Origin of the sequence: Cyanobacterium aponinum PCC 10605, from assembly GCF_000317675.1 — a bacterium.
Classification (GTDB): Bacteria; Cyanobacteriota; Cyanobacteriia; order Cyanobacteriales; family Cyanobacteriaceae; genus PCC-10605.
The window spans coordinates 1,733,630-1,746,706 of sequence record NC_019776.1 but is presented as its reverse complement, the minus strand read 5'-3'; the positions used below and the strand labels follow the sequence as shown (position 1 = coordinate 1,746,706).

At 35.9% G+C, this 13,077-nt stretch carries 10 protein-coding genes; 4 read left to right on the top strand and 6 right to left on the bottom strand.

The window, feature by feature from the left end:
- Positions 1-314 precede the first annotated feature (314 nt).
- Entirely contained in the window at positions 315-3,239 is a 2,925-nt protein-coding gene (locus tag CYAN10605_RS07295; RefSeq protein WP_015219295.1) for a DEAD/DEAH box helicase, read from the top strand.
- A 124-nt stretch (positions 3,240-3,363) separates the two neighbouring features.
- Here CYAN10605_RS07295 and CYAN10605_RS07290 read toward each other — a convergent pair whose 3' ends face one another.
- From CYAN10605_RS07290 to CYAN10605_RS07270, 5 genes are all read right to left on the bottom strand, one after another.
- A complete protein-coding gene (locus CYAN10605_RS07290; protein ID WP_015219294.1) occupies positions 3,364-4,014 on the bottom strand; it encodes a MotA/TolQ/ExbB proton channel family protein in 651 nt (216 codons plus the stop codon).
- A 151-nt stretch (positions 4,015-4,165) separates the two neighbouring features.
- Complete coding sequence (gene alr, locus CYAN10605_RS07285) at positions 4,166-5,302, bottom strand: alanine racemase (RefSeq protein WP_015219293.1); 1,137 nt, start codon at positions 5,300-5,302, stop codon at positions 4,166-4,168.
- Entirely contained in the window at positions 5,299-5,997 is a 699-nt protein-coding gene (locus tag CYAN10605_RS07280) for a response regulator transcription factor (protein WP_015219292.1), read from the bottom strand. The genes alr and CYAN10605_RS07280 overlap by 4 nt, the downstream gene beginning before the upstream one ends.
- Before the next feature lie 382 nt (positions 5,998-6,379).
- Positions 6,380-6,550 (bottom strand): CAB/ELIP/HLIP family chlorophyll-binding protein, encoded by a 171-nt coding sequence (locus CYAN10605_RS18810; RefSeq protein ID WP_015219291.1) that lies wholly within the window; start codon positions 6,548-6,550, stop codon positions 6,380-6,382.
- Between the two features lie 189 nt (positions 6,551-6,739).
- A complete protein-coding gene (locus tag CYAN10605_RS07270; RefSeq protein WP_015219290.1) occupies positions 6,740-7,888 on the bottom strand; it encodes a DUF8838 domain-containing protein in 1,149 nt (382 codons plus the stop codon).
- Between the two features lie 169 nt (positions 7,889-8,057).
- Here CYAN10605_RS07270 and CYAN10605_RS07265 point away from each other — a divergent pair, with 169 nt between their 5' ends.
- From CYAN10605_RS07265 to CYAN10605_RS07255, 3 genes are all read left to right on the top strand, one after another.
- The gene (locus tag CYAN10605_RS07265; RefSeq protein WP_502688797.1) at positions 8,058-8,849 is read left to right on the top strand and encodes a M15 family metallopeptidase; all 792 of its coding nucleotides are present in this window, start codon (positions 8,058-8,060) and stop codon (positions 8,847-8,849) included.
- 84 nt (positions 8,850-8,933) lie between these two features.
- On the top strand, positions 8,934-9,452 hold the full coding sequence (locus CYAN10605_RS07260; protein WP_015219288.1) for a DUF1269 domain-containing protein: 519 nt from the start codon (positions 8,934-8,936) through the stop codon (positions 9,450-9,452).
- 412 nt (positions 9,453-9,864) lie between these two features.
- A complete protein-coding gene (locus tag CYAN10605_RS07255) occupies positions 9,865-10,872 on the top strand; it encodes a phosphoribulokinase (RefSeq protein ID WP_015219287.1) in 1,008 nt (335 codons plus the stop codon).
- Between the two features lie 583 nt (positions 10,873-11,455).
- Here the strand turns inward: CYAN10605_RS07255 and crtD are convergent.
- Complete coding sequence (gene crtD / locus CYAN10605_RS07250; protein ID WP_015219286.1) at positions 11,456-12,952, bottom strand: C-3',4' desaturase CrtD; 1,497 nt, start codon at positions 12,950-12,952, stop codon at positions 11,456-11,458.
- Between the last annotated feature and the right edge of the window lie 125 nt (positions 12,953-13,077).

Genomic DNA, 13,077 nt, shown 5'->3' with positions numbered 1-13,077 from the left:
AATTGATCGGTAACTTAACCGAAAAAATCCGCTAGAATTATTAATTATCAGTTAAAAATTAAGAATGGAGAATGAATAGTTAATCGTCCATAAAGGAATTGTTTAATTGCCCATAACTAATCATTAATTACTAATTAATTTTATCTGATCTGTTAATACCCTAACTGCCCGTCACTAATCGCTCTTCTTGCTTTTCTCATACCCAAAATTTATTAATCATTATCTACTTTTACCTGAAAAGGCAGAAAGGGAAAAGTTATATTTATTGAAATTTTAAAATAATCACTTTATTTCTTCTTTTTATCAACTCTAATATGAACTCAATTAAACTCGATTTTAATACTATTTTCCCTTATCAATTGGATGAATTTCAACAGGAAGCTATTAGCTATTTAGACGAAAATAAGTCTGTTGTTGTCACTGCCCCTACGGGTTCAGGAAAAACCATGATAGGAGAATATGCTATTTATCGAGCTTTAACTAATGGTAAAAGAGTTTTTTATACGACTCCTTTAAAAGCCCTTTCTAATCAAAAATTTAGAGATTTTCAGGATAAATTTGGACAGACTTGGCTAGAAAATTTGGGAGTTTATGCCGAAATTGGTTTAATTACTGGGGACACCATTATTAATCCTAATGCACCAGTGGTTATTATGACCACGGAAATTTTTCGTAATATGCTCTATAGTACCCCTATTGGAGAGGTTGGGACTTCTGTACAAGACGTACAAACAGTGGTTTTAGATGAGTGTCATTATATCAGTGATATGTCTAGGGGGACTGTGTGGGAAGAATCAATTATTTACTGCCCTTCTCATATTCAATTAGTAGCATTGTCAGCAACTATTGGTAATCCTGAAGATTTATGTCGATGGATAAATAGCGTGCGTAAAGCGAATTTACAACAGGGAAAAGTTAGTGAGTGTGTCTTAGTAAATTCGGATTTTCGTCCTGTACCTCTTAAGTTTTATTTTAGTCATAGTAGGGGTTTATTTCCTCTTTTCAGTGAAAAAAATTCTCAAAATCTTAAGTTAAATTCCCAATTAAAAAGGTTATTAGCTACGAATAAAAGAGGTAGATTTAGTCAAAGAGATTGCCCTAGTATTAAAACTATTGTGCAACAATTAAGTAATAATAATATGCTCCCCGCTATCTATATAATTTTTAGTCGTAGGGGTTGTGATCAAGCAGTAGAATCTCTTAGTTATCTGAATTTAGTTACGGTAGAAGAAAGTAGAAAAATATTACTTTATTTGCTTTATTTTCTCATGATAGAAAATTTAGAACTACAGGCTAAAATTATTGAATTTGCCAAAAAAGAGCATGAAATTGCTTATAACAAAATTATTGACTTTATTGCTAATGAAAAAGAAGCAGGAGAGGCATTAGTTGATTATTTAATTGATAAGCCAATTTTTAAGGAGCGTTTACTAAGATTTTTAGCAGAACATAGTGAGGTAGCTAGAACTAATCAAATAGAACCTTTAACAAGAGGGATTGCTTCTCATCATGCTGGAATTTTACCTGCTTGGAAGGAGCTAGTTGAAAGATTATTTGAATTGGGATTAGTTAAAATTGTTTTTGCTACAGCAACTTTGGCGGCGGGTATTAATATGCCTGCGAGAACAACGGTTATTTCTGCGTTGAAAAAACGTAGTGATGATGGACACCGTTTGTTAACTCCTTCTGAGTTCCTACAAATCGCTGGGAGGGCGGGTAGAAGGGGCATGGATAAGGTGGGGTATGTGGTGACAGTTCAAACTCCTTTTGAGGGAGCTTTAGTGGCTTCTAAATTGGCAAAAGCAACTCCTGAACCCTTACGCAGTCAGTTTACTCCTAGTTATGGCATGGTTTTGAATTTATTGCAGAAACATTCGATTGAGGAAGCAAAGGAGTTATTAGAGCTTAGTTTTGCGGAGTATTTGGCGGAAATTCAGTTATCTCCCCAAGAAGATGCGATCGCATCTTATACGACAGAAATAACTAGATTAGACATAAGTTTAGCGGAATTTAATAGTAAAGAGATTGCGGCTTATGAAAAATTAAAGGAAAGAAGAAAGCAAGAAAAAAAAGTACTCAAATTATTTGAGAGAAATTGGTTACAACAAAAACAGAAATCGATTCTTCCCCAATTAGAAGATTTAAAAATTGGTAGCATTCTTGATTTAAGTCGTCATCATAAGAAAAATGCCTATGAAACTCAAGGAGTTTTTGTTAACTATGTAGTTAATGGTAATCAAAGATTTTTGCTTTGTTTAGGGAAAGATAATAACTGGTATCTCGCTTCTTTCACTGACGTGGTGGATATTAACAGTGGTAGAATACCTGATTCTTTGATTGAAAAATTATATCTCCCAGAAACTCCGGAAATTAGAGCAGGGATGATTAATTCCGGTGATGAGCAATCTTTAACGGTTTCTCAACTAATTGCCGAATATGCCCAAGAAAGTGTCGATAAAAGCGAAGAAATTATTTATCAAATTCAACGTATCGAAGAAGTAGAAGCTGCGATCGCATCTCATCCTTTAGATAAAATAGATAACATCAATCAAATTGTCAAAAATAATCGTAAACGACAACAACTCAAACAAGAATTAAGCAGAATTCAAAGTCAATATCAACGCTATAAGGCAAATAGTTCCTATTATTGGCAAGAATTCCTAGCTTTAATCGAAATATTGAGAGAATTTGGCGCATTAGAAGGCTATCAACCCACACCTTTAGGAATCGCCGCCGCCACCATTAGGGGAGAAAATGAATTATGGCTAGGATTAGCTTTAACATCCCATCGCTTAGACTATTTGACACCCCATCACCTTGCAGGAGTTATCACAGCTTTAACCACAGAATCATTACGCTCTGATACATGGGTAAGTTATCAACCATCCCCAGAAGTATTAGACGCTTTAGGAGTTCAAAAAATGGACGATGTAAGCTATAGTCCAGAATCAGAATTATGGGAAATCCGTCGTAAATTATATCAGGCACAAACAAGACGAGATATTTCTATGCCCGTATGGTTAGAAAGAGATTTAATCGGACTAGCCGAAGCATGGTGTTTAGGGGCTAGTTGGGAAGAAATTTGTAACAATACAACCCTTGATGAAGGAGACATCGTTCGAGTTTTAAGGCGCACTGTGGATGTGTTAGTACAGATACCTCAAGTGCCTAGCTTAGATTTTAGTTTAATTCAAACGGCGAAAGAAGCAGCAAAATCCATGAAACGTTTTCCCATATAATTTTGAGCTCATTCGAGAGATTGGGGAAATGAGTTCGGGGTTAGGAGTTAGTTAGGGGCGAATGGCCATTCGCCCGTACAGGAGTTAGGAGTTTTTATAGTAATTTCAAATAAGAAAGTTACATTTAACTGATAAATTCCGAATTAGGATGAGTTTGATGCCATCTTTGACGGTAAATAACCTCTAAATCACTACCCGCTTTGCGAAAAATACGTACTTGGTTAAACCAGAATGCTTGAAATAAGCGGTAGAAAACTACACTAATAATAGCCACAATTAACCCCATGGCAGTGGAAATTAAAGATTCGCCAATACCTAGTGTTACTCCAGTAGTGGAAGCTGTACCCAAATCACTGACAGAAATTGAACCTAGAGAGCGAATCAAGCCTAATACAGTACCTAATAATCCTAATAAAGGAGCAAGGGCAATAACACCTTCTAAAATTTTGTCCCCTTTACGCATTAAAGCCAATTCATCATCTGCCCCTGTTTCTAGGGCTAAATGAAATACGTCTGGATCAGGATTGTCCAACTGTAGAGGGGTATTTAAAAATTTGCCTAAAGGATGATTACGATAACGGGAGGCGATTTCCCCTGCTTTTCCCCAATTAGTCATTGCCGCATCCATAATGCTGTTAAGAATCAACTCTTCTTTAATTAAGACTTTTGACCAAAACCAAATACGCTCTATAATTGTTCCCAGAGCTAAAATCGAGAGAAATAATAAAGGCCAGATGGCAACCCCACCTTTATCGATTAATTCAGCTAAAGTCATTTATTTTTATTCCTTATATTAAAATCAATATATGTTTTTAATTTACCAATTATTAATTATCTCCTAAAGAGTAATTAGTGAATAGTGAATAGTTGATACTAAAAAACTTCTGGCTTCTGACACTTGAAAGCTGACACCTTTGTCTTAGCCTTTATGCTTCATACAGATTAATACGAGGAAGACGGTGTTTGAAACTACAGAGAATTTCCCATGAAATTGTACCAATGGCGTTTGCCCAATCATCAGCACTTATGACTATTTCTCCTTCTTCGCCTAGTAATGTGACTATTTCCCCCACTTCTAAATCAGGAAATGCTGTAACATCTATCATTAATTGATCCATGGTAATATTACCTATTTGAGGGGCTAGTTTACCTTGCACAATCACGTTCATTTTATTGGACAATAGACGGGGAATTCCATCGGCGTAACCGATACCAACAACGGCAATTTTCAGGGGGCGATCGCATCTAAAAGTATGTCCGTAGCTAACTCCTGTATGAGCGGGAATAGTTTTAATTTGAGTAATTCGAGCTTTTACCTCTAAAACTGGTTTTAATGGCACTGTATGACGTAAATGGGGGGCGGGATATAATCCATATAAGGCTAATCCAACTCTGACTAAATCATAATGTAAACTGCGATCGCACAAAGTTCCGGCAGAATTGGCTAAATGTAGGCAGGGAATGGAAATATTTGCACTTTTGAGGGCGAAAATGGCTTCTTCAAAACGAGATTGTTGTAGTTTCATCACCGTTGTGTCTTCTTCATCGGCGGTGGCAAGATGAGAATAAACGCTTTTGAGTTGTAATTGAGGAAATTGCTGTACATATTTGACAAAATCCACCGCATTATGCCAATGAGTACCTAATCTTGACATTCCTGTATCTAATTTCAGATGCACTGGTAAAACATAGTTTAAACTCTGCAAAGTATCAGCGAAAACCTGTGCTTGATGTGGACTGCATAAAGTGGCTTCAAGATTATGTTTAACAATTTCTTTGACTTCATCGGCGGTGTTAATTGCCCCTAAAATCAAAATGGGGGCTTCTATTCCTGCTTGTCTTAACTCAATTCCTTCAAGCAAAGTTGCGATCGCAACTGCATCAACTCCAGCTTTGATAACTGTTTGAGCAACTTTAACAGCACCATGACCATAGGCATCAGCTTTGATAACTGTCATGAGCTTTGTACCTGAATTTAGCCATTGTTTTAACACTTTCACATTGTGGGTTAAGTTGTGATGATTAATGTTAACCCACGCCCGTTGTTGTTGTAGGGGAATCATTCGGTCAATCCTTGTTTCAAAGCAAATCTTACTAACTCAGTACGACTATTTGTACCTGTTTTACTAAACAAACGACTAACATATTTTTCCACATTACGGACACTGGTGTCTAAGGTTTTGGCGATTTCTTTATTCATTAATCCCTGTGCCACTAAATCTAACACGCTTTGCTCTCTGGGAGTTAAATCAATTTTGATGGGAGAGTCCACCGTTGTAAATTTTCCACTACCTTCTAAGCGATCTTTAATATCCTTAACATCTCTTAATAGTTCATCCAACTGCACATTGCTAGATACTTTATTATCTTTACTATTTCGTTGTTTTGCCAGTAAATTAGCCACAATGGCTTCTAATTCGTCAGGATCAAAAGGTTTTGGTAAATAAGCATCACATCCCGCCGTATATCCTTCGATGCGATCGCTTGTCATACCTTTGGCGGTCAAAAACACTACTGGCACATTACTATAACGACTATCTTGACGTAACTGAGCAAGAAACTGTAAGCCGTCAACTTCAGGCATCATAATATCAGAAATAATTAAATCAGGAATATCCTCTTGTATTTTGTCCCACGCTTCTTTTGCATTACTAGCTACTTTCACATCCCAATCATCATTACAACTTAAGTAGGCTTGTACAGACTCTCTTATTCCAGGCTCATCATCTACTAACAAAATTTTTTCCACTTCAGACATAAAATTCAACCCTAACCAAAGACAAACTAACAACTATAATAACCCGAGATCTACAATAACAAGTAAGGAAAGGCAAAAAGACTTCCGGTAAAAATTATGATTCTTGCAACGTATTTCGGACTTCTAGCCCGATTTCTATCAGATGTCTATTTATCGGTTAAGGTAGGCAATAAGAAAAACTCCTCTGTATCTCTCCTTTTAAGGGGAGAAAGGCAATAGTATTTATAATTGATATCAACGTTAAATTGATTTCAAATACATTTTTTATCAATTTTTCTTACAATTCTTTGTTTACTACCTTTACCAGTCTATTTTTAGCTAGATGCAAGATCTGAATTGAATAAATGCACCTTAGCTTTATTCCTAATTCCTAAATTCTAAACTAATTTAATCCTAACCAGCTTAATAAACCTTGTCCACTAAAATATTCAATAGCTAAAGTGATGATAAAACCAATCATTGCGGCTCTTCCGTTCAATTTTTCAGCATAGTCATTAAAACCAAATTTAGGATCTTCCACATTAGGGGTTTTCGTTGGTTCAGGTTGATTCATGGTTTTATACTCCTTATCAGTACTTGTATAAAAAAATATTAACTTTTGTTAAAATCTTACCACAAAATCTTGACGAAAAAACTTATATAACCATTTTCACCTCAATTCAGTTTAAAAGTATCGGATAAGGTCAGGTTGTAGGAGTTGAAAGTTTTTCAATCCTTATGGTAGCAAGTTTTAGTTTTGATATTAGCAACAACTTTGTTTTTTATTAGTAGTCTTATTTTCTTGATAAAAATTTCCCTTTGTTATTTTAGGATCACGTTTTATTTGACTATGTTCATTAAAATTTTTTGCCTTTTCTAAAGGGATTTCTTCCAAAGGATTAATTCCTATTATAGATGAAGAATAAGGACTATTTTCTTTTGTCATAATTTGAAAAGTTTTATCACAAACCGCCATTCTTTCTCCTCTATAAAAAGTATTTCCATCATCATCTTCAACTTTTTTCCAAGGACCTTTATAAATAATTGCTTGATTTCTTTCTAAACATTCTCCTTCTTTACCTTTATAGGCTCTTACGGTTAATGAGCGGAATTCAATACCATCAATTACTTGCCAAGGGGTATCTTGTCTTGTTAGTATTTCGATGCCGTAAAATCCTGCTTCTGCAAACATTTCTAAAAATAAATCTTCTCTAAAAGCACCAGCAATACATCCACTCCATAATTCAGAATCATTAGTAATTTCTGATGGTAAATCTTCATCACAAACTATATCTGAAATAATGGCTCTACCTCCTTTTTTTAACACTCGATATATTTCTGCAAACAGTTGTTTTTTATCTGCTGTTTTGACTAAATTTAAAACACAGTTAGAAATCACAACGTCAATGGAATTATCTTTAATTAAAGTTTCTTCTTGACGGAGGCGATCGCACTCTGCTTCAAAGTTTCTTAAGTGTGATAAATTCTGAATAGGATTAAGGTTCAAATAAGATTCTACCTTACTTAAAGGCAACTGTAAATCTTGAATTTTTCCTTTTACAAAAGCAGTATTATTATAACCAATTTTATTTGCTATTTCTGATTGATATTTTTGAGCTAAATTTAACATCTCATCATTAAAATCTACTCCGATCACCTGTCCATTTTTTCCTACTTTCTGAGCTAGAATATAACAATTTTTTCCCGCTCCTGAACCCAAATCTAAGACAGTTTCTCCTAAATTAACATAACGAGTAGGATCGCCACATCCATAATCTTTTTTGATAATTTCTTCAGGAATAACAGCTAAATAAGATTGATCATACTCCGTAGGACAGCATAAACTAGGTTGATGTTCTTTCGCTCCTAACTCATATCTTTCTAGTACAGAATTTTCTACATTATAATTCATAATTTATGGTAATTTTCTCAATATTTTTACTAACTTTAGTATAAACTTAAATATATCAAAAAAATTAAAAATGAGATTAATTTAAAATAATATATGATGCTAACAATTAATGCTAAAACTGATATATCATAATGATGTAAAATTAAAAATTATCAACAAATAACCCTCAGTGTCTTTTATGGATGAGATACCCGTTGCCCAAAGAAAAGTTAATACTACACCTCAAAATAAGCCTTTCCCATTTAGTATTTTCTTGGCTTTGGGAAGTGCAATCATAACTATGTCTCTTTTTTGGTTATTTTCTCAAACTCTATCATCTCAATCTCAGCAACAAGATACTCCGTCAGTAACCGCCTCGGAAACAGTCTCAGACAATATCCCCACTACCGAAAACAATCCTCCTTCGTCAGATACGGTTGAAATACCAGAAAACATCTTAGGACATTTAGGCTACGAACAAGCTCCTATGAGTGAGTTAAAACCCGTTACAGCCGATGGTAGAATCAAGTTGAGAACAAAAGCCGCAGAGAAGTTTTTAGAAATGCAATCTGATGCGAGAAGAGAGGGTATTACTCTAGTAGCTATTTCAGGATTCAGAACCATTGATGATCAAGAATATCTATTCTTTAATATCAAAGAACAAAGAAAGCAGGAAACCTCAAAACGTGCAGAGGTAAGTGCTCCCCCGGGTTATAGTGAACATCATACGGGTTATGCGGTAGATATTGGAGATGGAAATGCTCCAGCAACGAATCTCAATACTAATTTTGAACAAACAGCCGCTTTTCGTTGGTTAGAGGCTAATGCGGCGAAATATAGCTTTGAGTTATCTTTTCCAGAAGACAATTTGCAAGGAATTAGTTATGAGCCTTGGCATTGGCGCTTTGTGGGGGATACTCATAGCTTAGAAACTTTTTATAAAGCCCGTGAATTAAAGACTAATTTACAACCACAAATGTAAATCTTTCCAAAAATTTTCGCTCCAACCATAGTAATAATTGCTACATTAAATTTAGTCCAAACTATACTCACATAAAAAAATATTATGAGTCATTTAATTGCGATCGCCTATGATGATATATTCAAGGCAGAAGAAGTAAGACTAACCCTCGCAAAACTGCAAAGAGAGCATCTAATCGAATTAGAAGATGCGGCAGTAGTAGTTAAAAATGCAAAAGGAAAAGTCAAACTCAAACAAGCCATTAATTTAACCGCCGCAGGGGCAACCAGTGGTGGTTTTTGGGGTTTATTAATTGGAACATTATTCTTAGTACCTTTATTTGGTGCGGCAGTAGGCGCGGCAACAGGTGCGATCAGTGGTGCGTTGAGTGACATTGGTGTGGATGATGAATTTATGCGCGAATTAGGGGAAACCTTACAACCCGATACCTCGGCATTATTTATCTTGATTAAAAAAGTGACTCCAGATAAGGTTTTGGATGAAGTAAGTAAATATGGTGGCAAGATTCTTCGTACTTCTCTGAGTAAAGATGATGAAGAACAATTGCAAGAAGTATTAAATAATCGTGGGGTTTTACCCTTAGATGAATCCGCAATGTCGTAAACGATTCGAGGCAGCAGGGCTGTTTCATTTTCGAGAAAGAAAAAAGAGCGGGATATAGGGGGAGAGGGAGACAGGGTTTTTTCAAAGTCAGGGCAAAATTATCTTGCCCTCACCCCCAACCCCCGAACTCCGAACATCCTACTTATTGACAAAATTACGGAGAATCGTTAATAATATACTTATTCCTCATTTCTCATTTCCGGGTGCACCCTGCACCCCCTCTTCATAAGCAGTCAGGGTAGCCATGGACATCAATCAGCTTAAAACTGCCAGTTTATTACTGATTATGGGTTGTCGAAAACAGGAATTAAATTAATTAACTATGGTAAGGTGTGCAGTTGACTGATAAGATAACAAACAATAGCAAGATTACTGATATAAGTAAAATTAGTTTCACATATAAGAGGAAAATATGACTCAAGATAGAGTAGTTATTATCGGAGTTGCTGGTGACTCTGGTTGCGGTAAATCCACTTTTTTACGTCGTTTAGAAGATTTATTCGGAAAAGAATTTATGACCGTTATCTGTCTTGACGACTACCATAGTTTAGATCGTAAAGGAAGAAAAGAAGCAGGTGTTACTGCTCTTGATCCTAAAGCGAATAACTTTGATCTTATGGCAGAACAAATTGCCGCTTTGAAAAATGGTCAAGCTATTGATAAACCTATTTATAATCATGAAACTGGAGAAATTGATCCTCCTGAGAGAATTGAACCTAACAAGGTAATTGTAATTGAAGGTTTACATCCTTTCTATGATGAGAGAGTCAGAAATTTGGTTGACTTCGGTGTATATTTAGACATCAGTGAAGAAGTTAAAATCCAATGGAAAATTCAGCGTGATATGGCTGAAAGAGGTCATACTTATGAAGATGTTTTGGCTTCTATTAACGCTAGAAAACCAGATTTTACTGCCTATATTGAACCTCAAAAACAATATGCAGACATCGTTATTCAGGTGTTACCAACTCAATTGATTGAAGATAAAGAAGGTAAGATTTTACGAGTACGTTTAATCGAAAAAGAAGGTATTGAACACTTCGAGCCTACTTATTTATTCGATGAAGGTTCAACCATTGATTGGCGCCCCTGTGGACGTAAATTAACCTGTGCTTATCCGGGATTGAAAATGTATTATGGTCCTGATAACTACATGGGTAATGAAGTTTCTATTTTAGAGATTGATGGTCAATTTGATAATCTTGAAGAAATTATTTATGTTGAAAGTCATTTAAGCAGAACGGGTACTAAGTACTACGGTGAAATGACAGAATTACTGTTAAAACATAAAGACTATCCCGGTTCTAACAATGGTACTGGTTTATTCCAAGTTTTGGTTGGTTTGAAAATGCGTGAAACTTACGAAAAATTAACTGGTAGTGCTACTTTCTCCACAGAAGAAGAAGTTGCTCAAGTATAATCAAACCTCAGTTCGGTTTAAGAATATCGGATAAGAGTAGGTGTCAGGTGTCAGGTTTCAGGTTGCAGGTGTTGGAGAAAGTAATAAGTAACGAGTAATGAGTAATGAGTGTTCGGAGTTATTAATGATTAATTATTCACCCCAACACTATTTACCATTACCCTTTTCGCCATCACTCATAGGTGAAAATTTATCCCGAACTCAGATTATTTATTTCGCCCTCACTCCCAACCCCTATCCCACGCTTGAGGGGAACATTTTTTCCTAATAATTGATTAATTAATAGTTAAAAAATCCTGTATCTGTCATTATTTGATAGTTTCAGCAATTAAAATTTTTGAAAATGAAACAGCACTACCCTTTTTTATTAGACATCGACCACATTTCTCAAAATAAGGGAATCAAGCCATTACGGGCATAATGTATTATGCCCCTACGAGCCTATATTAATATTTTCTACCAGATGTCTATTGATTACTGAGGGAATAGGTTTTTTCTTTCATACTTGCCACTACCAAAAATTGTTCAATCCCTACAACCTTCCCTTACCAGATATTTTTGCTGAACAATTGAGGTAAGATGCTTAAAATTTCATAATTGATTTAACTACTGTTAGAGCGGAATAACTAACTCCTGCTGTGCCTTCTCCCGGATGGGTTGAGTCTCCTACTAACCAAAGGTTTTTGATAGGGGTGCGATTAGCAAAGCCAAAGGGGCCAAAAGTATTGATTCTTTGACCTATTCCACCAACAATTCCTTTTTCTCTAGCTGTATAATTGGCAAAAGTTACGGGAGTAGCACTTTCTTGATGAATAATGGTTTCGGGAGTAAGATTAAAATATTCTGCTAAACGTGCGATCGCATCTTGAGTATAATTAAGTTTGAGGGCTTCGTATTCTGCTTGAGAAATATTCCACCAACGATTAACATCCGTAAAAGAAGAAGCGATAATAGTTGCTTTGCCTTCGGGGGCTCTACCATCTCCGGGTTTACTAACAGAGACAAACAAAGAATTAATCTCTCCGATTTCCCCTTCATAATCATATAAAAACTGTAAATGAGGAGGACAATTAGAAGGGATGGCAGATTCGTCAACCCCTAAATAAACCACAAAAGCACCGGATGCAGGAGGTAATTTTTTCACTCTTTGGGCGTAACCACGGGAAATATTGTCTGTCATTGTTACTAAGTTATTCACGGTGACATTCCCGATTACATAATCTGCTTTTTCTTCTTTTATTTCCCCAGTCTTTAAATTTTTTACCCTTACTCCCACCGCTTTACCTTTTTTTGTATGGATTTTGTCCACTTTGTGCCTCATTAAAAGTTTCCCGCCATATTTATTTAAACCTTCTTCGAGGCGATCGCACAACACTTGCATACTACCCTGAAGATGGTATAATCCTTGAGGCTCTTGAGAGACAGATAAGGCAGTGGCGGCATACAATAAAGCTGTTTCCTCTGTATCCACCTGAGAATATAACTTTAACTGCATATCAAGGAAAGTTTTTAACCTTTTATCATGGGCTAAACCCAACAATCTTAAAGCATCAGCCACCGTCATAAAAGTAAAAGGTGCAGTGACAAAAGTATCTAATCTTATCGCTTGTAATAATTGACCGAAATCCCAGAGACTGCGAGGGGGTAAAATAGGATCACGGGCTTGAAAACGCCAACTAGCTTCAAATAAAATTCTCATTAACTCCCAAAATCTACCACTATTAGGAAAATGCCCTTCTCTTTCCATCTTCCACTTCTCCCGATTTCTCCATACCATAATCGGTTGTTTCTCTTGGGGTAAAAAGACAGCACAGGCAGGATCACAATTTGTAGCTGGGGGTAAATCTACGCCCAACTCTTGAAACACTCGATGATGAATTCCTCCTACCTCTAAACCTGCTACTTGAGTCGCCCCCACATCAAAAATAAAACCTTTGCGTTTAAAAGTAGAGGCACAACCTCCAGAAACAATGGCTTGATCATAAATAGTGACGTCATAACCATAACGAGCTAGTAATGCACCTGCGGTTAATCCTCCAATTCCTGCACCGACAACAATAACTTTCTCTTTATGCCCCATATTTGAGTTTATTTGAATCTACTCTTGCTTAACAAATCTTAACATAAGTTAAATAACTTTTATTAATTATCAACTATCAACCATTCACCTTTGCCCCTTGCCTATTGGCACATAGAATAACCTCA

What these genes read in the sequence shown, in the direction of transcription:
- CYAN10605_RS18810 (WP_015219291.1), bottom strand. Translation starts at nt 6,550, where the DNA reads ATGAATCAACCTGAACCAACGAAAACCCCTAATGTGGAAGATCCTAAA.
- CYAN10605_RS07280 (WP_015219292.1), bottom strand. Translation starts at nt 5,997, where the DNA reads ATGTCTGAAGTGGAAAAAATTTTGTTAGTAGATGATGAGCCTGGAATA.
- CYAN10605_RS07290 (WP_015219294.1), bottom strand. Translation starts at nt 4,014, where the DNA reads ATGACTTTAGCTGAATTAATCGATAAAGGTGGGGTTGCCATCTGGCCT.
- alr (WP_015219293.1), bottom strand. Translation starts at nt 5,302, where the DNA reads ATGATTCCCCTACAACAACAACGGGCGTGGGTTAACATTAATCATCAC.
- CYAN10605_RS07270 (WP_015219290.1), bottom strand. Translation starts at nt 7,888, where the DNA reads ATGAATTATAATGTAGAAAATTCTGTACTAGAAAGATATGAGTTAGGA.
- CYAN10605_RS07260 (WP_015219288.1), top strand. Translation starts at nt 8,934, where the DNA reads ATGAGTCATTTAATTGCGATCGCCTATGATGATATATTCAAGGCAGAA.
- CYAN10605_RS07255 (WP_015219287.1), top strand. Translation starts at nt 9,865, where the DNA reads ATGACTCAAGATAGAGTAGTTATTATCGGAGTTGCTGGTGACTCTGGT.
- crtD (WP_015219286.1), bottom strand. Translation starts at nt 12,952, where the DNA reads ATGGGGCATAAAGAGAAAGTTATTGTTGTCGGTGCAGGAATTGGAGGA.
- CYAN10605_RS07295 (WP_015219295.1), top strand. Translation starts at nt 315, where the DNA reads ATGAACTCAATTAAACTCGATTTTAATACTATTTTCCCTTATCAATTG.